This is a genomic window from Methanococcoides mangrovi (assembly GCF_052057775.1).
Classification (GTDB): domain Archaea; phylum Halobacteriota; class Methanosarcinia; order Methanosarcinales; family Methanosarcinaceae; genus Methanococcoides.
Genome location: NZ_CP195121.1, coordinates 727,701 through 754,387 on the forward strand (window position 1 = coordinate 727,701; position 26,687 = coordinate 754,387).

Annotated in this window: 23 protein-coding genes, 2 tRNA genes and 2 pseudogenes; 21 read left to right on the top strand and 6 right to left on the bottom strand. The window is 42.9% G+C overall.

The window, feature by feature from the left end:
- Positions 1-5: 5 nt before the first annotated feature.
- Both ACR3I3_RS03645 and ACR3I3_RS03650 read left to right on the top strand, forming a co-directional pair.
- Positions 6-398 carry a response regulator gene (locus tag ACR3I3_RS03645; RefSeq protein WP_440953215.1) on the top strand — a complete coding sequence of 131 codons (393 nt, stop codon included), beginning with the start codon at positions 6-8 and terminating at the stop codon, positions 396-398.
- Positions 399-517: 119 nt separating this feature from the next.
- Complete coding sequence (locus tag ACR3I3_RS03650; protein WP_440953216.1) at positions 518-1,264, top strand: HAD family hydrolase; 747 nt, start codon at positions 518-520, stop codon at positions 1,262-1,264.
- Here the strand turns inward: ACR3I3_RS03650 and ACR3I3_RS03655 are convergent.
- A complete protein-coding gene (locus tag ACR3I3_RS03655) occupies positions 1,244-1,657 on the bottom strand; it encodes a PaaI family thioesterase (protein WP_440953217.1) in 414 nt (137 codons plus the stop codon). The genes ACR3I3_RS03650 and ACR3I3_RS03655 overlap by 21 nt on opposite strands.
- Positions 1,658-2,022: 365 nt before the next feature.
- On the opposite strand from ACR3I3_RS03655, the gene ACR3I3_RS03660 reads away from it, so the two are divergent.
- Positions 2,023-2,445 (top strand): hypothetical protein, encoded by a 423-nt coding sequence (locus ACR3I3_RS03660; protein WP_440953218.1) that lies wholly within the window; start codon positions 2,023-2,025, stop codon positions 2,443-2,445.
- A 263-nt stretch (positions 2,446-2,708) separates the two neighbouring features.
- Here ACR3I3_RS03660 and ACR3I3_RS03665 read toward each other — a convergent pair whose 3' ends face one another.
- The gene (locus ACR3I3_RS03665; RefSeq protein WP_440953219.1) at positions 2,709-4,343 is read right to left on the bottom strand and encodes a glycosyltransferase family 4 protein; all 1,635 of its coding nucleotides are present in this window, start codon (positions 4,341-4,343) and stop codon (positions 2,709-2,711) included.
- A 513-nt stretch (positions 4,344-4,856) separates the two neighbouring features.
- Here ACR3I3_RS03665 and ACR3I3_RS03670 point away from each other — a divergent pair.
- The 9 genes and pseudogenes from ACR3I3_RS03670 to ACR3I3_RS03710 all read left to right on the top strand — a co-directional run.
- A pseudogene (locus ACR3I3_RS03670) lies at positions 4,857-5,195 on the top strand (PAS domain-containing protein); the annotation flags it as partial.
- Between the two features lie 114 nt (positions 5,196-5,309).
- Positions 5,310-6,890, top strand: coding sequence for a GAF domain-containing protein (locus ACR3I3_RS03675; RefSeq protein ID WP_440953740.1), 1,581 nt, complete (start codon positions 5,310-5,312; stop codon positions 6,888-6,890).
- Positions 6,891-6,995: 105 nt separating this feature from the next.
- Entirely contained in the window at positions 6,996-7,787 is a 792-nt protein-coding gene (locus ACR3I3_RS03680) for a helix-turn-helix transcriptional regulator (RefSeq protein ID WP_440953220.1), read from the top strand.
- 345 nt (positions 7,788-8,132) lie between these two features.
- On the top strand, positions 8,133-10,037 hold the full coding sequence (locus ACR3I3_RS03685; protein WP_440953221.1) for a methyltransferase cognate corrinoid protein: 1,905 nt from the start codon (positions 8,133-8,135) through the stop codon (positions 10,035-10,037).
- Between the two features lie 206 nt (positions 10,038-10,243).
- Positions 10,244-12,190, top strand: a complete 1,947-nt coding sequence (locus ACR3I3_RS03690; RefSeq protein WP_440953222.1) for a hydantoinase/oxoprolinase family protein — start codon at positions 10,244-10,246, stop codon at positions 12,188-12,190.
- A 2-nt stretch (positions 12,191-12,192) separates the two neighbouring features.
- Positions 12,193-13,803, top strand: a complete 1,611-nt coding sequence (locus ACR3I3_RS03695) for a TCP-1/cpn60 chaperonin family protein (RefSeq protein WP_440953223.1) — start codon at positions 12,193-12,195, stop codon at positions 13,801-13,803.
- 60 nt (positions 13,804-13,863) lie between these two features.
- On the top strand, positions 13,864-14,178 hold the full coding sequence (locus ACR3I3_RS03700) for a DUF6951 family protein (protein ID WP_440953224.1): 315 nt from the start codon (positions 13,864-13,866) through the stop codon (positions 14,176-14,178).
- 61 nt (positions 14,179-14,239) lie between these two features.
- Positions 14,240-15,337, top strand: a complete 1,098-nt coding sequence (locus ACR3I3_RS03705) for a uroporphyrinogen decarboxylase family protein (RefSeq protein ID WP_440953225.1) — start codon at positions 14,240-14,242, stop codon at positions 15,335-15,337.
- Positions 15,338-15,701: 364 nt separating this feature from the next.
- Positions 15,702-15,965: a hypothetical protein gene (locus ACR3I3_RS03710; protein ID WP_440953226.1), complete on the top strand. Its 264-nt coding sequence runs from the start codon at positions 15,702-15,704 to the stop codon at positions 15,963-15,965.
- 79 nt (positions 15,966-16,044) lie between these two features.
- Here the strand turns inward: ACR3I3_RS03710 and ACR3I3_RS03715 are convergent, their stop codons facing one another.
- From ACR3I3_RS03715 to ACR3I3_RS03725, 3 genes are all read right to left on the bottom strand, one after another.
- Positions 16,045-16,305 (bottom strand): metal-sulfur cluster assembly factor, encoded by a 261-nt coding sequence (locus ACR3I3_RS03715; RefSeq protein WP_440953227.1) that lies wholly within the window; start codon positions 16,303-16,305, stop codon positions 16,045-16,047.
- Positions 16,306-16,345: 40 nt separating this feature from the next.
- Positions 16,346-17,638 (bottom strand): hypothetical protein, encoded by a 1,293-nt coding sequence (locus ACR3I3_RS03720; RefSeq protein ID WP_440953228.1) that lies wholly within the window; start codon positions 17,636-17,638, stop codon positions 16,346-16,348.
- Between the two features lie 431 nt (positions 17,639-18,069).
- Positions 18,070-18,432: a carboxymuconolactone decarboxylase family protein gene (locus tag ACR3I3_RS03725; RefSeq protein WP_440953229.1), complete on the bottom strand. Its 363-nt coding sequence runs from the start codon at positions 18,430-18,432 to the stop codon at positions 18,070-18,072.
- 152 nt (positions 18,433-18,584) lie between these two features.
- Between ACR3I3_RS03725 and ACR3I3_RS03730 the strand changes: the two genes are divergently transcribed.
- Positions 18,585-18,815 carry a ferredoxin gene (locus ACR3I3_RS03730; protein WP_440953230.1) on the top strand — a complete coding sequence of 77 codons (231 nt, stop codon included), beginning with the start codon at positions 18,585-18,587 and terminating at the stop codon, positions 18,813-18,815.
- 357 nt (positions 18,816-19,172) lie between these two features.
- Positions 19,173-20,696, top strand: a complete 1,524-nt coding sequence (locus ACR3I3_RS03735; protein ID WP_440953231.1) for a S8 family serine peptidase — start codon at positions 19,173-19,175, stop codon at positions 20,694-20,696.
- Between the two features lie 217 nt (positions 20,697-20,913).
- On the opposite strand, the gene ACR3I3_RS03740 is transcribed toward ACR3I3_RS03735, so the two are convergent.
- Positions 20,914-20,988, bottom strand: a tRNA-Arg gene (locus ACR3I3_RS03740).
- 215 nt (positions 20,989-21,203) lie between these two features.
- Here ACR3I3_RS03740 and ACR3I3_RS03745 point away from each other — a divergent pair.
- From ACR3I3_RS03745 to ACR3I3_RS03775, 7 genes and pseudogenes are all read left to right on the top strand, one after another.
- Positions 21,204-21,758 carry a hypothetical protein gene (locus ACR3I3_RS03745; protein WP_440953232.1) on the top strand — a complete coding sequence of 185 codons (555 nt, stop codon included), beginning with the start codon at positions 21,204-21,206 and terminating at the stop codon, positions 21,756-21,758.
- 163 nt (positions 21,759-21,921) lie between these two features.
- The gene (gene ilvE, locus ACR3I3_RS03750) at positions 21,922-22,800 is read left to right on the top strand and encodes a branched-chain-amino-acid transaminase (protein WP_440953233.1); all 879 of its coding nucleotides are present in this window, start codon (positions 21,922-21,924) and stop codon (positions 22,798-22,800) included.
- Between the two features lie 46 nt (positions 22,801-22,846).
- Positions 22,847-24,064 carry a molybdenum cofactor synthesis domain-containing protein gene (locus ACR3I3_RS03755; RefSeq protein WP_440953234.1) on the top strand — a complete coding sequence of 406 codons (1,218 nt, stop codon included), beginning with the start codon at positions 22,847-22,849 and terminating at the stop codon, positions 24,062-24,064.
- A gap of 54 nt (positions 24,065-24,118) precedes the next feature.
- Positions 24,119-25,210 carry an OBG GTPase family GTP-binding protein gene (locus ACR3I3_RS03760; RefSeq protein WP_440953235.1) on the top strand — a complete coding sequence of 364 codons (1,092 nt, stop codon included), beginning with the start codon at positions 24,119-24,121 and terminating at the stop codon, positions 25,208-25,210.
- A gap of 51 nt (positions 25,211-25,261) precedes the next feature.
- Positions 25,262-25,334: transfer RNA gene (locus ACR3I3_RS03765), tRNA-Gln, on the top strand.
- Positions 25,335-25,549: 215 nt separating this feature from the next.
- Positions 25,550-26,218: pseudogene (locus ACR3I3_RS03770) on the top strand (PAS domain-containing protein); the annotation flags it as partial.
- Positions 26,219-26,278: 60 nt separating this feature from the next.
- Complete coding sequence (locus ACR3I3_RS03775; RefSeq protein ID WP_440953741.1) at positions 26,279-26,581, top strand: sensor histidine kinase; 303 nt, start codon at positions 26,279-26,281, stop codon at positions 26,579-26,581.
- Positions 26,582-26,687 lie beyond the last annotated feature (106 nt).

The following is a 26,687-nucleotide window of genomic DNA, read 5'->3' on the forward strand; positions in this document are numbered from 1 at the left end:
ACAATATGAAAGAGGCAAATATTTTAGTCGTCGAGGATGAGAATATCGTTGCTTTAAGCATAAAGAAGAAGCTTGAGATGATGGGATATTCAGTTATCGGCACAGCTTCTTCAGGAGAGGATGCTATTACAAAAGCGGATCTGTTCTATCCTGATCTTGTACTGATGGATGTCATGCTAAGAGGTGAGATCGATGGTATTGAGGCTGCTGAAAAGATCAGGGAAAAGTTCGATATCCCGGTGATCTTCCTTACGGCATATACTGACGATAAGACCCTTGAAAGGGCAAAGATGGCAGAACCTTATGGTTACATCTCAAAGCCGTTCAAGGAACAGGATCTCAAATCCAATATTGAGATGGCTCTTCACAAGCATGAGAAAGAGATTAGGTTAAGATAATTCTATTGAAGACAATATCTATAGATACTTGATCTGCTTTTTTCTTTTCAGTTTATGCTTCTTGTCGTTAGGTCATTCGATCATTCATTTTAATAAGATATATCAATAACCTCTGTTATATGCCCTTCAAACCCGTATGTACGGCATTCGGGACCATTGTGTTTTCGAAGGTGTTGTTCGTGTTAAAGGCCCTGATATTTGATATGGATGGTGTGCTGGTGGATTCAATGTCCTATCATACCGAGGCCATGAAGCGTATTTTTGATGATCTTGGTATCAATATGGATAAACAGGACATCTATGATCTCGAAGGTTCTCCAACCGTGGAGATCGTTGGTCATCTCCTTGAGAAGGAAGGTATCGATCCTCAAAATTTTGATGTAGACAGCCTGATCAGGAGGTACAGGGCAGAGTTTGCAAAAATACTTGTTCTCAGATCTTTCCGGGAAATGGATGAATGCCTTCCGATCCTCAGGGAACGTTTCCTTCTGTCGGTTGTTTCGGGGGCTGACCGTAACATCGTTCATGATGTAATTGGCAGGCTCTTCAATGGTATCTTTGACATTGTCCTTAGCGGTGAGGATGTCGAGCGTGGCAAGCCTGAGCCGGATCCTTTCCTGAAGGTTGCTGAGATACTTGGTATTGAATCTGACGAATGCCTTGTTGTGGAGAATGCACCAATGGGTGTTGAAGCTGCGAACAGGGCAGGCATGTTCTGTGTGGCAGTGCCGACCTATGTCAGCAAAGAGAGCATCGCAAAGGCTGACAAAGTAGTTGACGACCACCGGATGCTGAAAGAATTCCTGCTTGGGCTCGATTATCCGGATAAAGGATATGTCGAATCCTTACGCCTGCTCCAGAAATGATTCTAAGGTCTGTTTTTTCCTGTATACCATGCCCTGGAATATGGCAATGGTATTTTTGTTGTCATCTGTGACCTCAATGGTATAGGTGGCTATCTTCGGATTCCTTGACGTTTCACGTGCTTCGGCTATGAGTGTTCCTGAAGTTGCCGCGGTCACAAAAGATATCGTTGCATTTATGGCGACTGCGACTGTTCCGTGGGAATTTGATGCGGCAGCAAAGGTGAAGTCTGCAAGGGTGAATGTTGCTCCTCCCTGTACGATGCCCACACCATTGAGATGGTGTTCCTGGATGTCCATCTTTGCTTTTGCATAACCCTCTGAGACTTCCAGAAGTTCGACGTTGATGTATTCTGCAAATTTGTCCTTCTTGAAGAACTCTTTTATCTTGTCCATTTTTCTTCCTCTTTATTGATCAGTTTTGGTGTATGTTGTTCGCATATGGTATATTTTGATTTCCATTATTATCTTTTCAGGAGACCTCTATGGTAAATGATCCTACCTTTTTAGGAAACAATTCTCGATTCTGAGAATACGAAGGTATCTCCGCATGACCCCCTTATTTCCACTGGAACTTCAAATTTACACATAAGAATAAGTTGTACTTTTCGGACATGCTCGTGTAGTATTAGGTCAGTTCATTGGTGTGAATTTGACAATGGGGAAAATATGTGGTATTTTAAAGGACGATATCTAAGATTATTTAAGTAGTTAACTACATTTTATTATTGTGAATTAATTCGTAGGAAGGGAGCGTTAATATGGGAAATGATTATCTGGAGTTCTGGGATGCGGATGAGTACATTGTTGTTAATGACAAGACAAAACCTGCAATAAAACTGACTGCTGATGAACTGAAAAAACTAGGCAAGACCGTCCACTATGTTGACCTCTCCAACAGGCCGGACCTGGATGCCATCAAATCCATAGGAGAGGTTCCGGATGGTGTTAAAAATGCAGTAATGGGCTTAACCACCATGGAACCTGCCGATATCATGAAACAGCTTTTTGAAAAGGGTGTTGTGAACATCTGGATCCACTGGAGAACAGACACTCCTGCTGTAAGGGAGCTTTGTGCAAAGCACAATTGCTTTACAGGAAGGTGCCCGATGATGTACCTTGGCAAAGATCTGAGCATCCATGGTGTGCACAGGGCGATCGCCAAATTTACGGGTAAGTACTGAGCTTGTCCTGCATAGTTCTGATATGACACTACCTTTTTTGCCTCCTTACGTTGGACCGGATAGCCTGAACCGGTTGTGGGTGTATGGCTGGAGTTTCAATGGTTATGAAGATGCTGTTTTAACAGATCTTTTCGGGGAACAGAAAGGATGGATAAATGCGAAAGGTCGGGACGAATATTGATGAAATAGAATTGATGAAGTGAGTAAAAAGACAATTCGTCGAATTAATCTGTAAAAAATGAGATCGTGTCTTTAAGCGTTGATCATCTAAGATCAACGCTGTTGAATTGCCCGGGTCCTTCCAGGTCCCTGACACATTCCCCATAGTAGCTTTTCATCAATTTGTGCCAATCGTCGGATACTTTTCTAAATTGTATTCCTCTCTTTTTACCATTGTATTCCCACACACCGGCCTGATGGAATATTGCTCCGATCTGACTCGATAACTGAGATTCCTTCGGTGTCCAGTTAAGACCATGGCAAAGGAATTTCCCTATGCCTTCCTTTTCGGTTCCTTTCCTTAACCTTTCCACGTTATTTGACAGGTCTTTCCACTGCTCATCTGCCATATACTCATGCAATTTTCCCAATTCATCCTTCATTATGGTCTTATCGAACCTGAGATTACCTTTTGAGGGATCGGATTCTTTGCTTATGGAAATATTGAGGTCACTATCGATCTTCCACCAGAACTTTTTTGCTTTTCCTAGCGTTTCCTCATGTATCCAGTGGGGTTTTTGTTCCGGAACGTACGCTTCGATTGTCTGTTCCGCTATGGTATGCCAGTTGAACCTGTTCTCGATAAGTTCTTTTCCGGTTTTCCTGAGGCTGTCATTGGATAGATCATCAAGCATATATTTCAGGCCCCATGCAATGGAATCTGGGTTCTTGTAGACCATTATTCCATCGACAAAGTTATCGATGATCTGGACAGCATCCGTTGCAACGATGTTCCTTTCAGCATCCCAGCCCTCGAGGACGACTATTCCAAAAGGTTCGTTCCTGCTCGGAACACATAGGATATCACATGCATTTATCCAGTCCCTTGCTGTTTCATCGTCTGCATATCCAAGGAAATGGCAACGGTCCGATACATTCTCTTCATTTACAAGATATTCGCAGTGAGGGCGCATTTCACCTTCCCCTATGAAGACGAATTGAGTGTCCCAGCGGTGGTTCAGGACTTCAGGTATGGCTTTAGCAAGAAGGTCAGGCCCTTTCTGGTAGCTCATGCGTCCTATGAACAGTACAACAGGTGCCAGAGGATGTATGCCAAATCTCTTCTTCACCTCACCCGGATCAACATCCTTTTTGATTTTCCCGTGGAAGATGCCGTTTGGAATTATGGATATCTTCTCATCGGGTATCTGGTAAAGATATTTGATCTCATCTGTGAGCTGTTGTGAGGTCGATATGACCCTAATGGACTCATAGCCGGCTTTCCATTCCCTGTGCGAGATCTCTCTGGCCTCCCACCAGTCCCCATGTACGTTACCATTCCGTCCCCATTCGGTGCTGTGATATGTCATCAAAAAAGGAATGCCGAATTCATGCTTTATCCTTGAGACAACATTGACAGGATGCCAGTCATGGACATGTAGCATGTCGAAATTTCCATATTCCTTTGTAACATCGAGGAACCTTGAGTACATCGAATCGCACATGCTGTCCATTTGCTGGACAATGCCCCCGTCAAGGGAGTGGTCCACGCGATGGTAGTGAACCCCATTTACTTTTTCATATGGTTCAAGTCCCGAATTCCTTGTGAATATGTGGACCGAATTTCCTTTCTCAGCAAGCGCTTCTGCAAGCTCGGAAACATGCGGAGCTATGCCTCCTACCTTTATCGAGTGTAAGCTCTCCCAGGAGAACATCCCGATCTTTAAATTATCCCCCATTATTTCAATCCCATGAATTTGTGTGCATCTATATCTATTTCTGCGAATATTTAAATTTATCATTTTGTCCCTGTGCATCAGTTATTTTAGGATGTCTTGCTTCAGTGGATCTCTAAGGAATAGGGGTGTGAATACGAATGTACAGAAGTGTCTCATAGCTTAAGGTCAAAAAGCAAAAAAGGGATAGTCAAATGCTGACTATCTTTGAATTCTAACGGACCCGGTGGGTCCATTACAGGGAAGGGATGAAGAGATGAAAATATTCTTTCTGATGGAAAATAAATGGGGAAGAAGTTCACAACATATGCATGTCTATCATTATGCCGTTTGTGTGAGTTTAAACTAAAATTTGTGAGCTACTTTAATTAAATAATGAATATTTTAAGAGGAATAACTAAATACCATGTAACATCAACTTTTATCGGGGTTTTTGATCAATTAGGTCAAGCTCATAATTTTAAAATATTTTTGACGCAACATCTCGACTACAAAAGATACAGGAAAAGAAATACGATGGCAAAATTAGATGTAAGATCAGAACTTGAATCAGTCATTAACAACAGTCCTGCTGTAGTATTTCTATGCAAAACCGGGCAAGACTGGCCTGTTGAATTCGTATCGGATAATGTTGTGAAGTTAGGTTACAGTGTTGAAGATTTTGAATCCGGAAGTATTAATTATGCTGATATTGTCCATCCTGATGATCTTGAATATGTTCATTCAGAGGTTTTAAGTAACTCTGAAGCAGGCAACACAGAGTACACCTAGGAATACAGAATACTGACCAGGTCCGGAGATATTCGGTGGGTTGATGACAGGACCTTTATTCGTCGCGATGAGGATGGCAAAATAACCCATTATCAGGGCATCATTCTTGACATCACCGATCGCAAAAAGGCAGAAGAAGCTTTGGACGAAGCCTTAAAGCAAACAAAAGAATTGGAACTTGTTATAAATAGTAGTCCCGTGATCGTATTCTTATGGAAGAATGAACCCAACTGGCCAGTTGAGGTTGTTTCAGATAACATCCTTCAATTTGGTTATACTTCAAATGAGTTGATATCAGGCGAGGTTCTCTATTCTGATATTATATATCCTGATGATCTTGAATATGTTCACTCTACTTTTGAACGAAAATCTGCAGAGACTAACAAGGGTTTTACTGCAGATTATAGGATAGTCACAAAATCCGGAGATGTTCGGTGGGTTCGTGAGAGAACTTTGATCCGGCGGGATGAAGATGGGCAAATTTCCCATTATCAGGGTATCATTCTTGACATCACAGAGCGCAAAAAAGCAGAGGATGCTCTTCGTCTTGACGAGTTCCGTCTTGAGGCACTTTTGAAACTCAACAAAATGACGGCTGCTTCTTTGCAGGAGATCACGGATTTTGCCCGCGAGGAAGCTGTCAAGCTAACCAAGAGCAAACAGGGCTATCTTGCATTCATGAGTCCGGATGAAGGTGCTCTTATTATGCATTCATGGTCAAAGGATGCAATGAAAGAATGTGCCATAGAAGACCGGAAATTCATATACCCCATCGAGACCACCGGACTCTGGGGAGAAGCTGTAAAGCAGAGAAAACCAATAATTACCAATGATTACCAGGCAGCAAGTCCCCTTAAGAAAGGATATCCTCAGGGTCATGTGGAACTGACACGTCATATGAATGTTCCAATATTTGATGGTAATCGTATTGTTGCTGTCGCCGGGGTCGGAAATAAAGAAGAAGATTACGATGAATCTGATCTGCGGCAATTGATCTTGCTTATGCAGGGTATGTGGAGGCTTATCCAGCGTAAACAAATGGAAGAGGCGCTGCAGAAGTACTCGCAAGAACTCTCAAAAGCAGAGGTCGAGCTCAAGTCTCTTGATCGGATAGAGGTCGAATTCGTATCAAGTAAAAAGGATCTTTCCCAGGTCACTGAATATGGTGAATTGATCGATGGTGAAACACTTGACATTATTGATGATCTGAAGAAAAAGGCAATTGACAATGTACTGCATTATTCTCAAAGATTAAGACGTCTGGTAGATTCTTTCGTTTATACAAGCATGGAAGAAGCTGGTAAGATCGAGTATAATTTCGAGCCAATTGATATTTCCGGTCCTCTGGAAGATTCCCTTCTGGACACTATCTTCATGGTAGAAGAAAAAGATATTCTGGTTGAAAAGATCATACCTGAACCACTTCCTTTTGTCAATGGAGATGAAGAGAAACTGACGGATATGTTCACGGTCCTTTTGGATGATGCTATTAGGTTTACTCCTCCCAGGGGGAAATTGACCATAAAGATCGATGCAGAAGAAAATGATCTGCATATAATGGTCAAAGATAGTGGGCCTGGTATTCCGGAAAAACTAATTCCTCATATGTTCCAGAGATTCTATGAGATTGGTGCCTCAATAAAACAAAGTTATGAAGGACTTGAATCGGGTCTTTACATATGCAAGAAGATAGTTGATGCACATGAAGGCAGGATTAAGATAAAGAGCAAAATCGGTGCTGGAACCGAGATTCATGTCTGGCTTCCTAAAATAAAATGATCATTAAAATACAGAAATATTCAAAAGCAACGTAATGACCTTATATGTATAGACTGAAATCAAAATCGACTGATAGATCTGATCAAATTACATGAGTGGGAATAAATGAAATCTGAGTTATTAGGCACTCTTTTCCTTTCGGAAAAAAGAAAAGACCTTCTTCTTTTGCTAATAGAAGGACCCCGAGGTATTGATGAGATCAAAGAAATACTTGATGTAACCTCAAGTGCTATAATGACTCAAATAAAGATACTTATGAGCCAGGGCCTGATAGTTCATGAAGGCGGACTCTACAGGTTATCTGACATGTGCAGGGTAATTGTAAAAAAGATGCAGCCATTATTGGATACTCTGGCGGTCTATGCAGATAACAAGGATTATTGGGAAAATCATAATCTCAATGCTATTCCTTCGGATCTTCTGGAAAGGATCGAAGAGTTTGGCAATTGTGAAGTTGTCGAACCAGACCTTAACCGCATGTATGAACTTCCAAAAAAGCTGGAAGATTCTCTCAGGCAGTCGAGTTATGTAAAAGAGGTTTCTTCATATTTTAGCCCGGCATATCCGGGAGTTTATATCGATCTTGCAAAAAAAGGTATTGATGTTTCTGTGATCGTAACACAGCCGGTCTTTGATAGGCTTCAGAACGAATACAAAGAGGCAACTAAAGAGTTTGTGAATCTGGAATTTGGGAATCTCTTTGTTTGCGAAGAGAAAGTAGAACTTGCATCAAGTACTGTTACAGACAAATTCATGGCTCTATCTCTCTTTTATAAGACCGGGATATACCACAACCATGCGGTCATGAGCTTTGAAGAAAGTGCTTTAAAGTGGGGAGAAGACCTGTTCATACATTATCTTAACATCTCAAAACAGATCACTGACTCAGATATATAATATATCCAGTGGTTCCTTATTTTCCAAATACTCTCCTTCTTCTCAATCTTAGCAGCATTGATCAGATTAAAGCCTTTGATCTGATTAAAGCCTTTAATTTTTCAGATGACCTCGATAAGAAGTCCCGAGATTAACGGCGTTAACACGATGAAATCTATCTCTGTCATTAATGTGAATGATATTGTTAATGACCTTGCGTAATATCAAAGTGATTAATATATTACCACAAGTTATGTTATATATTTCCAGCTCTTATCGTTAGATGTGACAAATTGAGATATTGACAACATTTGTCCAGCCAATATCCCAATAACAAACAGCAAAAAATGCTGGAGGTAACATTCTATGACAGAAGAGATCTTTAACAAGTTAGCGGAAGCTGTGGTTTCCGGAAACAAGGATGAGGCAGTAAAACTGTCAAATAAGGCATTAGAGGAAGGTGTCGATCCATATGAGGCTATTATTGAAGGACTGGCCAAAGGAATGGAGATAGTCAGTGATAATTATGAGAAAGGAACTGCTTTCGTTCCCCATCTGTTGATCGCTTCAAATGCGATGTATGGTGGGATGGATGTTCTCACTCCTCATATGAAAACTGAAGGGGCAGCTAAACCTTCAAATGTTGTGATCGGCACAGTAGAGGGTGATGTTCACGATATCGGTAAGAACCTTGTCAAGACAATGATGACTGCAGGAGGATTCAATCTTATCGATCTTGGACATGATGTTCCTCTTGAAAAATTCGTTGAGACTGCAAAAGAGAACAAGGCAGATGTCATCTCAATGAGCGCACTTATGACAACCACAATGGTTGGAATGGAGAAGGTCATCGAGATGCTCCAGGAAGATGGTCTCAGGGATTCCCTGATCGTAATGGTAGGCGGAGCTCCTATCTCTGAAGAGTTTGCTGAGCAGATCGGAGCGGATAAAACTGCACCTGATGCATTACATGCTTCACACTGGGTAAAAGAGGCTGTAAGTGAACTTCCACCTTCGGAGGAGAGGTGGAGTGATGAAAAGATCAACCTTTCCAAAGTAAAGTACAGAGAGATCCTTTCAAAGAAAAAGGTCAAGAGTGACAAAGATATCGGACTTGAGACAGCAAGGCAGATCATCGATGAGTTCGAGAGTGTTGGTGTGAAGACAAAGGAAGAGATGAGTCACGCTGACAGGAGTCTTGCAGCTATGGCTGATAAGAAAGTTGACCGTCTTCCGGTATATCCACTTGCCTGTGGTGTTCTCAGGAAATTCGCAAATGCAAGTTATAAGGAATATGCATTGGATCCTGCTAAATTTGCAGAAAGTGCATTCCTTGGTGCAAAATATCTGGACCTTGACATGTTCGTTGGTCTGATCGATCTGTCAGCAACTTCATCTGACTTTGGATGTACCATAAAGTACCCTGAAGACGATACACCCTCATCAGAAGGGCACCTTGATGACTATGAGAAACTTGAGGTCCCGGATGTCAAGGAAGGAACCCGTGCATATGAATTGATCCAGGCTTCAAAGCTTGCCAAGGAGAAGCTGAACAAGGAACTCGGTACTCCATTCGTTGGTTTCCATGAAGGTCCACTTCTGACACTGACACAGCTTATGGGTGCAGACCGTGTCCTGATGGACATGAAGACCAATCCGGATGTCGTTCTTGAGGCAGTCCAGAAATGTACTGACTACATCTGTCAGGTCTCCGAGGTATTCTTCGAAGAGGATGCCTGTGATGCTCTCTGTATTGACAATCTATGGTCGAACAATGTGATTATGGGTGAAGAGGATTACTGGAAGTTTGATGGAAAGTTTGTCTATGACCAGCACCTTCCGATCTTCAAGAAATATGATCAGCCATACATCATACACAATTGTTCTGACGCCGTCCACTTCGACACTCAGATCAAGAAGTTTGGAACAGCTCTGTTCAGCTATGCATACTATGAAAAATCAAAGAACAAGGGCTCAATGAACTACGCAGAGCTTATTCCAAAGTATGGAGATAGCTGTTGTATGATGGGAGAGGTAAACCCAATTGAGTTCATGGACAACTCTCCTGAAGGTATACAGAAGATCGAAACTGATACCGAAGAGCTGCTGAAGGGCGTCCTTGAGACCCTGAAAGAGAATGGTATGCAGTCCAAGTATGTCATGTCATCTGGTTGTGAGATCCCACCAGGAGGTCCACTGACAGGTGTTAAAGCAATGGTTGACAAGGTCAAGGAACTTGGTCCACAGCTTCAGAAAGAGATAATAGGGTGATATCTAACCCTATTATTTTTCATATGGACTAACGTAGGTTTGATTTTAGCTTATCTCACATTGGTCTTGCGTTGTGGAAGTTCCCCAGACTAAATCACCAATTAGTTCCGATTTCCTATCGATATTTAACATCTGCAAAGCAAGCTCAAGCAATTAGGTAATCTTTAAAAAGTAAATATGTTGGAGAAATCTTGAATGATCATATAATGGAGATGATTGATATGTATCTTGGTCTTGGTATTGATACGGGTGGAACTTATACTGATTCGATTATTATGGATATTTCAGCCGGAACAGTAATAGATTCCAACAAATCGTTGACAACACACTCAAATCTTATAAAAGGAATCAAAAGTTCCATTGAAGGCCTGGATAACAGTTATTTGAAAGATATAGAATTTGTTTCAGTTTCAACTACTCTTGCTACCAATACGACGCTTGAAGGTAAAGGGCATCCAGCAGGCCTTATACTGATTGGCCATTCGATCACCGGTGCCTTATCAACTGATCATGTTCTTTCCATTAAAGGTGGGCATGATGCAGATGGCAACGTTATAGAGGAACTTGATGATCCTGGTCTGGTTGAAGACTTTGTTATGGATAACAAGGGCAAAGTCTCCTCTTTTGCAGTTTCATCTTATTTTGGGGTCAGGAATCCTGAACATGAAATTATAGTTAAAGACCTTATTGGGAAGCTGACCGATAAACCCGTTGTATGCGGACATGAACTTTCAAGTAGTCTGGGTGCTTACGAAAGAGCTGTAACAGCGTTGCTGAATGCACAACTTATCCCTGTAACTGATCAATTCATACGCTCTATCCTTTCTGTAATGGAAGAAAAGGGAATTGATGCCGACCTTATGATGATGAAATGTGATGGTTCCCTTGTCAGGATAGAAGATGCACTCAAAAAACCAGTAGAATCAATCTTTTCGGGTCCCGCAGCCAGTCTTGTAGGTGCTTCTCATCTTGCAGGTATCAAAACATGCCTGACCATGGATGTAGGGGGTACAAGCACCGATGTATCAATGATATATAACGGAATTCCTGAAACAAGTGATTGTGGAGCTAAGGTAGGTGGTTGGAGCACTATGGTAAAGGCCATAAAGATGTGCACATCTGCTCTTGGAGGTGATAGTCATGTGTGGGTCCAGGCAGGTGTTTCCATTGGCCCGAACAGGGTCACACCTCTCTGTCTTGCAGCATTTGATCACCCTGAGCTAATAGGCAAACTTGCTGAAATGGAAAGGCCGAATGTACGACATATGAATGATATCATACAACCAACTACTTTCTTTGTCAGAAGTGATCCTGAATTCCAGGGTATGAAGTATGATGTATTAAGTTCAAATGAGAGAGAAGTTCTCGATGTACTTGGCGATGAACCTCTTTCCCTATCCGATATTTCGCTGAAACTTGGTGAGCATATATTGATGTTCTCCAGCACACTTGCATCACTTGTCAAGAAGAGGTATGTTCAACAGATCGGTTTTACACCTACAGATGCTCTGCATGTACTGAGGGAGTATAGCAGGTGGAATTCCAGGGCATCTCGTCTGGGGGCTGAGCTACTTGCTGAGTATTTAGATATGGGGATGGGTAGTTTTTGCTCTTACATTAAAGAGCAGGTTGTAAAGAACATGTCTTTGAATATTATCTCCTTCTTTGAAGAAGATGTCAGAAGATCAGACATAGAAAAAATGATCGACTTTTCGTCTCCTGTGACCTTCAAGGTTAATCATCCGGTGGTTCTTGTTGGTGGTCCTGTGAAGGCATATTTGAACGATCTTAACAACATGATAGATGCCAATATAATAGTCCCTGAACACCATGAAGTAGGAAATGCTGTTGGTGCTCTTCTTGGGGATGTTATCCACAGAACTGATGTTCTTGTAAGAGGGGCTGGTGCAGGTAGCAATCAATATGCTGTTTTCTCAGAGATCGGGAGAGAGGTATTTGATGAATATACAGACGCTGTGGCACATGGTCTTGAACTCAGTAGAAAGCTGATAGCTGAACATATGACTGGATATGGGCTGGACATGAGTATGATCGATTTTGATCTGACAAGGCATGATGTAAGAAGTGGTTTTGGTCCGAATCTTGAGACCAGACTGGTTGCAACCGGTATTGGAAGCCCAAGGAGGTATTGAAGATGAGTTCCGTAATAAACAATGTGGGGCAACAACAGAACAATTTGGATGATATATATCAGCTTGCACAGAGTGTACGCCAAAAGATCGGGCTGGAAGGAGATGTTGAGGATAAAGAGCTTATCGATCACCTGGAAACTGCATGTTCTGAGATTAAAGAACTCCTGAGCTCTTCTTTTGGTCCGAGAGGTCTTAATAAACTGATCACAAATCATGTTGATGACATATATCTGACCAATGATGGAAAGACCATAATAGAACAGATCGATGTTTTGCATCCGGTAGTCACTTCTTTGAAAGAACTTTCAAGATCGATGGATAAATCCTGTGGCGATGGTACGAAGACTGCAGTTATACTGGCATCCGGCCTGATAATAAATGCAGTGAAGTTGATCAAAATGGGTTTCCACCCTACCACAATCATAAAAGGATACAAGCTTGCCCTTAATAAGGCATATGAGCTTATCGAGCTCAATAGTACTACAGCCAGAACATACGATGAGTCCTATGCTGCTATCCTGAGTGCAACTGCTAGTAAAGGCATAGAGTTCGATCAGGCAGAGGCACTTTCAAATATAGTTGTCGATGTGGTGGAACGCCTGAGAGCATTGTCATCTGATGGTTATCTTGATCTCGATGAAAATGTGAAGATCATGAAAAAGGTAGGTGGTCCTGAGATCGTTCACCTTAACGGTGTCATTCTTGATGAGTCTCCTGCAAGGTTCGACATGCCACTATCATTTATCGATCCTAAGATCCTTGTCCTGAACTATGATGTGAAGCTCAAGAGTGAAATTGTAAACTCCAGACATAACATCAGCATGGATAGTATTGAGACCGCTTATCTGTTCGAAGAAGAACGCAAGAGGATACTGGGTAACTTTGCTGAGAAGATCATCGGTAGTGGTGCAAATGTTGTTTTCTGCGAGGGGGATGTGGATTCTTACATCGAAGAAAGGCTTGTGAAGAACAATGTATTGATGTTCAAGAAACTCAAGATGAAAGACCTCGAGAATGTTTCAAAAGCAACAGGTGCAAAGATCATGTCCATAAGAGATGATCTGGATGAACAGCACCTTGGAAGGGCGGATAAAGTTGAAGTGAAAAAGAGATGTGGGGAGGATTTCGCTTTCATAGAAGTTAAAGACCAGATGTTCTCGACGATCCTGATATGGGAGCCTGTTAAATATGCACTTGAGAAGGTCGAAGAGGCTGCTGATGATGCATTGAACACAGCAGCATTCATCCTCAGGAACAAATTGGTAGTTACCGGAGGTGGTGGAATTGAGTTTGAACTTTCACAGATGTTGAGGAGCTATGCTTCTACAATAGAAGGAAAGGAACAGTTCGCTGTTATCGAGTATGCCAATGCACTCGAGGATATACCCCGGATACTGGCAAAGAACATGGGCATGAATGTTATCGATTCAATGACAAAAATGTCCTATCTCTACAATAAGGGTCTTGATGCAAGGGTTGATTATTCCAGAAAGATCACAGAGAACGACCCTCTAGTGTATGATTCTGCCACCATCAAGAAGCTGGCTATCATCTCTGCCACTGAAACTGCAAACAGTATCCTGAGGATAGATAAAATATTGCTGAAGAGATGAGGATTTTGCTTAAAGAAATGCTATCTATAAAATATTTAACCGAAAAAAGGAGGGAAGTCCATGACAGAAGTAACCGTAAAGTCAAATGTTTGTGGTTTTACCCATAAAGTATGTGGAAATATGGAAGGTGACAGGATTGTCATCGATATAGATACACCCTGCGAAAAGGTCAGAAAAATGTCCAATCTTGAAGTTCCTATGATGGATCTGTTTGACATAAAGGAGAACTATGTCATGCAAAAGGCTCAGGAAGCTAAATGCAGTGTTACATGCCTCATCCCCTCTGCAGTGCTTCATGTATGCTGTCTTGAAGCAGGCCTTATGTCAAAGTCTTTGGTAAAGAATGCAGAGGATGTTCGTATAGAGTTCGATTGATCCAACCTATGTGAATGCTTGAAAGATCTCAGTAAACAAACAGGAAGTGAGAGGTGGTCCATTGGCAGATGCAATGACTTCAAAAGAGAGATTCGTTAATGCTATTGAGATGAAGGAAGTAGACAGGATGCCTTATGGGTACCTTTGGTTCGGGGCAGGTGATGCTGTACTGGAACGTATGGGTGCCAATATGAGTGATGTCTACTATTCTGCAAAGGGAATTGCCAGGGCACAGATACTTGCAAGGGATATGTATCATCATGATAACGTGATGTCTCCCTGGGGATGTTTGCTTGTAGAGGCGGAAGCTCTTGGAACAAGACTGAACATCAAAGGTAACAGGTATCCTACTATAGCTGAACATCCCCTGGGATCTGCAAGGGAATACGATAAGATAGATCCTCTGGATATTGAAAGATCTGAAAGGGTGGATACGGTTGTAAGGTCCATTGGCATTCTCAAAAAAGAGCTCAAGGACGAGGTTTTCATAACCGGAAGTATGCTTTCTCCCCTGATGCTTGCTGCCCAGATACTTGAGACGAGCAATCTGTTCATTGAGATGTTAACGGAAAAAGAAAGTGTGCATGCCCTACTTGAAAGGCTGACTCTAAGCTGCATCTTATATGCGGATCGAATGCTCGAGGAAGGAGTTGACGGTATTTTCGTGGAGAATGGGGAGAATACGGCAGACCTTTTCAGTCCTGATATTGTTGAGGAATTCATGCTTAAGTATACAAAAGAACTCTATGAGCACATTCAGGCAAACGGAGGATATGTTATCTCTCATAATTGTGCAGAGCATGCATTCCATGAAATGGAACTGTTGTTGAAACCGGACGTCCTTAACTTTGCTTTCGGGGATGTTAAAGCACTGGGAAAACAATACGGTGTTGAATGTGTGAAAATTCACAAAAAGACAGGGTGTAGCCCCAGATATTGTTTTAAGGACCCTGGAATACATGATGTCTGTCTGATGGGCAACATCAATCCAAACGTATTTGGTAATGGGTCTTTTGCTGATATTGAGAACGAAGTAAAAAGCTGTATGGATGCAGCTCCTGAGAAAGGCTTTATCCTGTCGACGGGATGTGAGATACCCCTTAACACATCAACTGAAGAGATGGAAACACTCTGGAAGGCCATTAGTTCCCGCTTCTGAAAGCAGAAATACTGCTATCAATTAACCACTAAATGTTGGTTGATGAAATTATCCTTCGTAAAATTTCTTATTTAAAAAAAGAAAAGCCCTATACAAATAGGACTTTCTAACCATCTTTAGCGGACCCGGTGGGTTCTTCACCCAGTACTCCTGCACAAAAATCGCAATCAATATCAAGACAATTTTTAGATTCTTTGCTATTTCCTTACATTATACATAAATGTTGCTTATTTTAAATCTTCCGTTTATGTATGTAACTGGACAAATAAGATTATATGGTGAAACGTTCAAGTTATTTATGATACATTGGGGTATCATTGGCTGTTAAAGCCAATTAAAAGTTAAAAGAGTGGAGGCAAAAATCATGACAAAATATTTAGTGGAATCGCCACACACCGCAGAAGGGTGTCTGGAAGCTTTGGATGAAATGCTTGCAATGGGAGCTGACGTATTAGGACAGTATGATTTCGGCTGCATGGTTGACGTACACACAGGCTGGGTAATTTTAGAAGCTGAAAATGAAACAGAAGCTCTAAAAATAGTTCCCGAGTCTCTGCGTAGCGAAGCACGGGCAATCGCATTAAACAAATTCACTCCTGAGCAGATCAAGGAAGCCCACGAGGAGTAATCTTCAATTAAAATTTTTTGAGGCTACCCAAAAACTCATGCTAATACTAAATATGCATTGATGTTTTGGGATCAGCTCATTATTTTATTTCTTTTGATATCCGATCAGGTGTCCATGGGGGATCCCAGACCAACTCAACTTCTGCCTTCTCTATGCCGTCAATCGATTCAACTTTCTGCTTGACATTATCCAGAATCACTGCATACATCGGGCAGCCGGGTGTTGTCAAGGTCATTTTGATATTCACTTGATTGCCTTCAACATCCACATCATAAACCAATCCAAGGTCTACGATGTTGATTGGTATCTCTGGATCGTAGCATGTCTTAAGAACTTCCATTATGTCTTCTTTTGTGACTATAGTTACTCACTCCTTTATGTCAATATTCAGGATGCCAACGTTCCATATGCTTGGCATGGGTATTGAGATAGAACCCTGGCTTGAAGAATTTGTCATAGAACTCCAAGTCAAGATGATGTGCCTGCAGATATGGCATAGCATATATGCTGGGAACGGTACCAGGGAATTTGCCAAAATGGTCGTAAATATGCTGTGCCTGCAGGGTTACGCATTCCTTGAAATGGTCATCATGAACTTTGGCACTTGACCTTACTTTTGGGCTGTCCTTCCACGGACCTGGCGTATCAGAGTGAAATGGACCACCTGGGCCGAACTTGCGTTGGACGAATGCTTCAACAGCGCTCTTCATATCCTTGTAGTGAGGTGGACAATATCCCTCAAACACACCTTCAAGTCCCGTGGGATTTGGAAGAGACCAGCGATCATCAGTGTCATATCTGAATCCCAGACCAGGGACATCAGGATTCCCGCTTGCTCCAAGAACGGAATAAGGGTCCATGCCGTTGAAAAGCCACCCACCCAATCCCATTGCCTGAAGCATCATCATACCTGCATAGCAAGATGTGGAGAGTTCGGTAGTAAGCTCGGCAAAGGACCAGAGTTCAAGGTAACTCAAGGGAAGGGGATTTTCCACATCCACAAGGTCACTGTATTGCTCTAATCCTTCTATTTTTGTTCCGTGGATGTCATCATAAAAACATACTTTGTTCTGTGTATAGTAACATAGGCCTGCAATTACATGCTGGGCAAGGTCTCCGACCGGTATGACCAGAGTAGTTCCTGGATGATTGGCAACCCAGGTGTTGTGTGCTTCGATGTATGGCATTTCTGGAGGGAGTTTCAATCGTCCATCGGCAACTTTGCGAATTCTTTTTTTGTGTGCTTCCAAAAGTGTTTCCATATCAAGAGTACCGTCTTCATTTGGTTCACCTAGAGCGGGGGCATCCCTTGTCTCAAACAAATAGACTCCATCGTCATCAGTGAAAAATATCTCGCTGGTATGGAAACCCGCAGCTGACGGGAAGGTTCTTCCACCTGCAGAGCCAGCGTAGTTCGAGAGGTGTGGCACATACACCTCTCCACGCATTATCATATCATGCCATCCCGTATTACCTGCTACTGCAGTCAGCAATAGTATCTGCTCAAGCTCTGTAAGTGGCTTTGGCTCGTACTTGGACTTATAGGCGAAGTATCCATCTGGGATCTCAGCTCCCATGAAAAATCGACGGCTCCGTCTTCCCAGAAGTGTCTCAACAAGTGAAAAATTACGTGCATCTTCAAATCCTGGTGGGAATTTCTTTGGATTGGTCATGTTAATCTCCTGATATGTTATAGCTATTGATTCTGCTATCTGTTCGTATCAATTTGGAGACTGAAAAAAAGAGTAAAGTATTGGTTCTTTCTTGCAGATTAAGATTAGATTCTGGTGTAGAAAGAATAAATCAATCAATTTCTGAATTATTCTGTATAGTAACGAAATGTCATGCCTTACTCCCAGTATACTGCCCCATTAAAAATTCTTTTATAAGGTATTTAGTATTTGTGGATCTTCAGAATTTGTCTAAGAAACCCAATACAAGATTGACCCAGAACGTCCTCATATCATTTTTATGCACCAGTCATAGGTTGATTTGGGTTTGCATTGTTTGAAGCACAGTGGCTAAAGAAACACCAAATCCGATTAACCGATAAAAACAAAGAATGGGCATCTAATTAGAGCCCTTTGTCTCTTTGAACAATACTTTATTTGAGAAGTTTTAGTGCATCCCGACATGCGGCTACTGCGGGTGCTCCCGAGGTAATGGAGATTACTTCCAGAGTTTCCATAATCTCTTCTTTGGTGGCACCGTTCTTAAGGGCACTTTGCATTTGTACAACCGTACATCTTTCACATTGTTTGGATGCAACAACTGCAAGAGCCATTAATATTTTGTATTTTGCAGGCAAAGCGCCATCGGACAACAGTTTATGATTGCAACGGTTGTATTTCTTTAAGAATTCCGAATCTATATCTCTAATGGTTTCAAGAATGTGAGGAGTGAAACCAAGTTTATCGCTCATACTATCCAGTAACTCTTCGTGTTCAAGTTCTTCATGTTTAGACATTTGATACCCCCAATTGTCTTACAAAAATTGTATGATTACTTACTATTTATTGTTTTTTCTACAGCTGATTGAAATAGATTTCTCGTATATTTATAAATACAAAGGTTTCCAAAATTAAAAATATTGTAAATGCCAATTAAGGGAGCTTATTTATGGCAGATGTAAATAACAAAGTAGCTGAAAATGTAGAAGGAGCTTATTATGTAGATGATCAGTGTATCGCTTGTCAGAGATGTACAGATGAAGCTCCAGAAAATTTCAAAATGAACGACAACGGTTCGCATTCTTTTGTATTTAAGCAACCGGAGAATGATACTGAAAAGAAGCATTGCGAGTATGCCATGGATTCATGTCCTGCGGAAGCGATTGGAAATGATGGATAAGTGGATAACTGATCTTTAAAGCACCTTCCCCTTTTTTATTCATGTTTTGTTTTTATCTTAACCTTGAAGCTTCAAACTTCCACAAAGTAAAGATGCTGCCTGTCAGGACAGTCTATATCCAGCTTTAGAAAGATACGGGTGATATAACTTTGCTTAATTTACCTAGGTTCTGGACACAAGTTAATCCTTGTTTTAATCAACCCTATTTTGTGTGAGATCTCAGAGAATCCTGTAGTAAATATCACCCCTCTAATTTCTAATTTCCATCTCTGTATAGCGTTTTATGAGGCGGTGGCGTAAATTACTTATTGTTAACTTTACAGACACTTATACAATTAATAAAAAGTGGTGGGTAATATGAGAAATACAATACCAATACTTGTCAGTATGCTAATACTGTTGTCTTTAATGATTATCCCAAGTGCAGCTGCTCAATCTGATAATGAGAAGGTGCCGGTTATCATTGGATTCAAAGACAAACCGGATGCAGCTCTTGTCAAAGCATTTGGTGGAGATGTAAAACAGGAATACACAATAATTCCCGCGATCTCGGCTGATATTCCTGTAAAAGCGTTGTATGGACTTTCGATGAATCCCAATATCGAATATGTGGAGTATGATGCAGAGGTGCATGCCATGGAACAGACAACTCCATGGGGTATAGAGAGGATAGGAGCTCCGGTGGTCCATTCAACATATACGGGAGATGGAGTGAAGGTCGCCATCATAGATACGGGAATCGATTACAACCACCCGGACTTGAATGCCAGCTATGCAGGTGGCTACGATTACGTTAACAAGGATTACGACCCCATGGATGACAGAGGACACGGAACCCATGTGGCGGGTACAGTGGCAGCAGTAAACAACGAATTTGGCGTAATTGGAGCAGCTCCAGATGCTGAGCTCTATGCAGTGAAGGTGCTTGATTCCGATGGAAGCGGATCCTACACCAACGTCATATCCGGTGTGCAATGGGCGGCTGACAATGAAATGGATGTTGCATCCATGAGTCTGGGAGGTGGTTTGAATTCGATTTCTCTCAAGAGAGCATGTAACAATGCCTACGAACAGGGCGTGGTTCTGGTAGCCTCCGCGGGGAATAGTTATGGGGGGCGCGTGAGTTATCCAGCAGCGTACGATTCAGTTATCGCAGTGTCAGCCACTGACGAAGATGATACGATAGCATATTTCTCCAGCATCGGTCTGCAAGTCGAACTTGCAGCTCCTGGAGTAAATGTCAATTCGACAGTTCCGGATAATAAGTATGACTATAAGGATGGTACAAGTATGGCTGCACCCCATGTCACAGGCACAGTGGCACTGTTGCTGAACACGAATATCCATACAGACTATGATGCCAACGGAGACAGTAGCTGGGACCCCGCTGAAGTAAGGGAAAGGTTGCACGATACTGCTACTGATATGGGGGACTCTGGAAAGGACATTTACTATGGCTACGGACTTGTCAACGCTTCTGCAGCCGTTGATTTTGGAGCCACTGAACCGTACCCTGAACCGTACCCTGAACCGCCATCTGGAGGTAACATGCATATTGCAAATATAGTCATGGGTACAGGCACAAAGGCAGCGGGCCCATCAAATGTCTTTGTATGGGCTACAGCTACTGTGATAGTTGTTAATGAGGCCGGATCTCCTGTCCCGGATGCCACGGTAAGTGGTACTTGGAGCGAGCTGACTTCTGATAGCGATACCGGCATAACAGGGGCTGATGGAATAGTTACCTTAAGATCAGATAGCGTCAAGAATCCTGGAAGTGGGGGAACGTTCAACTTCACAGTAACTGGTGTTGCATGTGATGGGTGGTTCTGGGACGTGGACAACAGTACAATCTTTAATAGCACAGACGTTCCTAATTAAGCTAGTTGGTGCCTTCTTGGCATCAGCTTTTTTCTTTAATATTTGTGGGCTGGCAGTTGAATTTCATGTGAGAAATATAACGGCTGGAATGGTCTGGCTTAATTTCTGGCTATGAACACACAAATACTATTGAAGTTAAGTACAAAAAAGCAGATAAACAGATATCGAAATCTTACAAAACATCGATATCTGTTTAGGACTTTCTAAACATTTTCAGCGGACCCGGTGGGAGTTGAACCCACGACCCCCGGGTTAGAAGCCCGGTGCTATATCCTGGCTAAGCCACGGGCCCAAATGAATTTGGGCGGATGAGATACGACATAGGCGTTTATACATAAAAGCCTTTTGTATAGAAGCCGATTCCTGATGGAATTTATTTAGCTATATTCTATTTTTCTTCTATAGTAATGCGATTTTTCAAAACTAATTTATTAATACGCCCAATTTTTATAATATGTATATCTTTCATTCTTTATATCATCCCGATTATCAGAGGTCTCAAAGTTCATGCAAAGCATTCTCATTTTAGGACTCATTTTCTTCGCAGTAATGATACTTTACAATCTGAAAAAAGCAGTAACAGAGAATGGCAGCTACCTTGGTGCGACTTTCGGTTTACTCATGTTCATCTCAACCCTGCTTATCCTGCTTGGACATACACTGGTCGGCAGTTTCGGATTCATTATCATTCTGCTTCTATCTTTATTCTATTCCAAAACGATATCAGAAATAAGGATGAAGCAGTTCATGAAGGGAATGGAAGGTGTAGAGTACATATCATCGCCTGCATTAAGGGATATCTTTAATCTAAAGTTCTGGGGTGTCTATGCAATGAAAATTGGAGCACGAAAGGCAGCGATAGGTTGTTCCCTGTTCCAGACCAGCTTTGTTATCTTCATGCTTGGAGTTATGGATCGGTTCCTGAAAAGTCCCATGGAAATGACATTCCTGGTCCCTTTTGCAATTGTGATGTTCCTGGCAGGATGGCGTGAGTATGAATCTGTGTTCAGGAAATATTCTGAGCAGCAGTTAATGGATAGTGTAAATGATAAGGAACAATAACTAAGGTTCCAGTTATCTTTTTCCATGTTCTGTCGGTTGATCGTCGATTGTACTGGCTTCTATATTTCGGCTGGCACGAATATTCATATATAACATAGATAACATCAGGGATACAATATTTAAAAAAACGTACCTTTAACCGGTATTACTAAAGAGGATTCATATGAGCGAATTACTGATCTATTTCAACGGTGAGTTTGTCACAAAGGAAAATGCAACGGTTTCTATCTACGACCACGGTTTCCTGTACGGTGACGGTGTCTTTGAGGGAATCAGGGCATACAACGGTCGTGTCTTCAAGCTCCAGGAGCACATTGACAGGCTGTACGATTCTGCGAAGGCAATTGCTCTTGAGGTCCCTATCTCAAAGGAAGAGATGAGTGAGGCCATCCTTGAGACACTCAGGAAGAACAACCTTAGGGATGCATACATCCGTCCTATCGTCACACGTGGAATTGGTGATCTTGGTCTTGACCCACGCAAGTGTGCAAAGGCCAGTATCTACATCGTTTCACAGGAATGGGGAGCAATGTATGGCGATCTCTATGAGGTCGGTCTTAAGGCAGTCACAGTCGCAGTCAGGCGTAATGCACCGGATGCACTGTCCCCTAACATCAAGTCACTGAACTACCTTAACAACATCCTTGCCAAGATCGAGGCAAACGAGAAGGGTGGCGATGAGGCTATCTTCCTTGACCAGAACGGTTTCATCTCCGAGGGTTCCGGAGACAATATCTTCGTTATCAAGAACGGCAAGGTCTACACTCCACCAACCATCAACAACCTCAAGGGTATCACAAGGGCTACTGCGATCGAGCTTCTCGAGGAGCGCGGTTATGAGGTCATTGTCACAAACCTCGGTCTTTTCGATATGTACACTGCAGACGAGGTCTTCGTCACAGGTACCGCAGCAGAGGCTGCACCTATCACCAAGCTTGACGGAAGGCCTATCGGAGACGGTTCTGTTGGTCCTATCACCAAGGTAGCAGTCGCTGCTTTCGAAGAGGTTACCGGCAGCACAGGTACCCCTATCTACGAATGATCTTTCTGAAGATCATTCTTTTTTCTATCTTAACTCTGAACTGACAATGCCACGGAAAATATTGCATGACCTGCTCTCCATTGAGGATGCAAGGCAGCTTTTTGAAGGGCTCGATGTCCGCACCCATGTAAGGGAACTAAAAATTGAGGATTCAACAGGCCGTGTACTGGCAGAGGATATCGTTTCAGCTACTTCTGTACCCAATTTTAACAAATCCCTCAAGGATGGGTACGCCGTTCGTTCGGAGGACGTGCTTTTAGCAAATGAAGTGCCGGTATCCCTGAAACTGCTGGGTTTCTCCCCGGTGGGACAACTCTCACAATATCGCGTGGGTGAGATGGAGGCTGTGGAGGTCGCAACAGGCGGTCCCATACCTGAAGGTGCGGATGCGGTCGTCATGGTGGAGAATACTGAGCTTCAGGATGGCAATGTTCTCATTAAAGTGGCAGTCAACCCGGGTCAGGAACTGATCCATGCTGGTTTTGACATAACGAAGGACGAGCTTGTGCTACGCAGAGGTTCCCGGATAGGTGTCCGTGAGGTAGGTGTGCTTGCAGCTGTCGGGATGAGGTATGTTGATATCAGGTCCCTGAAGGTGGGGATCATTTCCACCGGAAACGAGCTGACCGTGCCTGGCGAACCACTTGACCTAGGAAAGATCTACGATTGCAATTCCTATTCCCTCTCTGCAAGTGTTACGGATTGCGGAGCAGATGCTGTTTTATATGGTATCGTGAGGGATGACCGGGAGGCTTTCAGCGAAGCCGTTGACAAAGCAATTTCTGAGTGTGACCTGGTAATGACTTCAGGCAGTACCTCGGCGGGGCCGGACGATTTCATGTTCAATATTATTGAGGATAAGGGTGAGGTCCTGGCACATGGTCTCAACTTCAAGCCGGGAAAACCTGTTGTTGTGGGCATTATCAATGAGATCCCGATCGTTGCACTTCCTGGCAATCCTACGTCCTCGCTCATGGTTTTCTATGAGTTTCTCCTGCCGTTTATCAGGAGAGGGTTGGGCGCACCGGAACCTGTGAGACGGGTAGTTTCGGGTGTTCTGGAGGATGATGTCGATTCCGGAGGTCGGTATGAACTTCATGCTGTGAGGCTGGAAGGGGACAGTGTGTTCTCTGTCAGCAAAACATCGGCATCGATCACCACTCTTGCAGCTGCGGACGGGTTCATTGAGATCCCTGCGGATGTGTCCATGTTGAGAAGAGGATCTGAGGTTGATGTTGTACTCTTTGAAGATGTTTGCAGGTAATTTCACCCCCTTCAAGGAAAATCTTTTTTATATTGACGTACTGGTAGGGAGCAGATGAGCATACACGAAGATATCCAGGCAGTCGAGGAGGAGATCCGTAAGACTCCCTACAACAAGGCAACATCCCATCACATTGGAAAATTGAAGGCCAAGCTTGCACGCATGAGGGAAGATGTGCAGAAGAGAGCTTCTGCCAAATCAGGCGGAGAGGGCTATTCTGTAAAGAAGTCAGGCGATGCTACTGTTGCACTTGTGGGATTCCCTTCGGTGGGTAAGTCCACGCTTCTGAACAAGCTTACGGGTGCACATTCCGAGGTCGGTGCGTATGAGTTCACGACCCTTGACGTGATCCCGGGTGTACTGGAATACAAGGGAGCGACCATCCAGATACTTGATGTGCCGGGTCTGGTAAGAGGTGCAGCCAGCGGCCGTGGCCGTGGTAAAGAGGTCATCTCTGTTGTGAGAAACTCCAATCTTGTGCTTTTCCTGCTGGACGTGTTCCAGACCGAGCACTATAATGTGCTGATGCAGGAGCTCTACGATGCAGGTATCAGGGTCAACATGTCCTCGCCGGATGTCACCATCAAGAAGAAGGACAGGGGTGGTGTGATAATCAGCACCACCATCGAGCTTGAACTTTCCGATGACCTTATCAAGGCGATCCTGGGGGAGTACAAGGTACACAATGCCCACGTGCTTGTCAGGGAGAACATCAACATGGACCAGCTCATCGATGCCATGATGGCAAACAGGGTGTACATCCCTGCTGTGATCGTCATCAACAAGGTGGATATGGCCCACGAGGAGATCCTGGAGTTCTGCAGGGAGAAGTTCCCAGAAGCTACTTTCATTTCCGCCAATGAGGAGAAGAACCTTGAAGCGGTCAAGGACTTGATCTACGAAGCTCTGGACTTCATCAGGGTATACCTGAAACCACAGGGTGGCCCCGCAGACATGGACGAGCCGATGATCGTGACCAACGGTGTGACCGTGGGGGATATCTGTGACCGTCTGCACCGTGATTTCCGTGAGAAGTTCAGGTATTCCCAGATATGGGGACCTTCAGCCAAGCATCCCGGTCAGCGTGCAGGTCTTGACCACAAGCTGATGGATGGTGATGTGCTGACCCTCATTATCCAGAAATGATCAATATTTTGCACAACAAATAAGTATTATTGTGCAATATGCAGGATGTGAAGTCCCGTAGGGTAGTGGTCAATCCTTCAGGCCTTTGGAGCCTGGGACCCCGGTTCGAATCCGGGCGGGACTATTATTATTCATTTATTCCTGTTGTTCTATCTTCTTCAAAAAAAGCATTTTCGAGTGTTATCTGGCACATTCCATTATTTTCAGACATCTCTTATTTTTTTTAATGTTCATGTTTCGAACAGGAGATCTCAACGAACCATTTTTACCAAATCTATATATTTGCTGCCAGAGAATTAAATTAGGATTCTATATCTGTCGGATGCGATGGTGGGAATTATGGAACAATATTTTGAAACTATATTTAATTCCGTAAATGACGGAATTCTTATCCATACTTTTGATGGCCGTTTTCTGGAAGTGAATCGCATAATGTGTGATGATCTGGGATATCAGAAAGATGAATTGCTACAGATGATGGCATTTGACATAACCCCTCCGGAGATCAGAAAGGACATCGGCAGACAGATTGCTGAGAAAATGTAGCAGGGTGGCGGTATCGTTGAGACCGTGAGTATTTGTAAGGATGGCACCCATGTACCGGTTGAACTCAATATCCGCCCCATTGAATACAAAGGAACTCCTGCAATCCTGGCAGTTGCCAGAAATATAACTGAACGCAAGAATGCAGAACGAAAACTGAGGGAAAGTGAGGAGAAATTCAAGACGGTTTTTGAAAATGCTAATGATGCGATCTATGTAACTGGCCTTGATGGAAGGTTCCTGGAAGTCAACAAGATGGCCTGCAGGCAACTGGGTTATAGTCGGAATGAGCTTCTTCAGATGACGCCGGAAGATCTGGATTTTTTTGATGGTACAATAGAGGTATGCAAACGCATCAGTCAACTTCTTCAGGATGGGCACAAAATCTTTGAGTCAACTCTTGCCCGTAAGGACGGATCTATATTCCCGGTTGAGGTAAATATCCGACTTATTGATTACATGGGGGGGAAGGCCATTCTGGGTGTTTCAAGGGACATGACCGAACAAAAGCGCGCAAATGAGGCAATGCTCAATGCCAAGCTTGCGGCTGAAGATGCCAGCCGGGCCAAATCAGAATTCCTCACGAATATAAGCCATGAACTGAGAGCTCCTCTCAATTCGATCATCGGATTCTCGGAAGTACTTTGCAGTGAAAATATTGGCACTCTGAATGAGACTCAGAAACGGTATGTTTCCAATGTTAACAGGAGTGGCAAACATCTTCTGGAACTGATTAATGACTTACTTGACCTGTCAAAGGTCGAGGCCGGTAAGATGGAACTGAACCCTCAAAAGTTTGCTGTTCATGACGTCATCAATGAAATATAGGATACCATGATGCCTCTGGCAACAGAGAAAGGAATTGAGCTGAAGTGCGTGGGCATAGATAAAGTTTTCATTGTAGCGGATGCCATGAAATTAAGGCAGATACTTT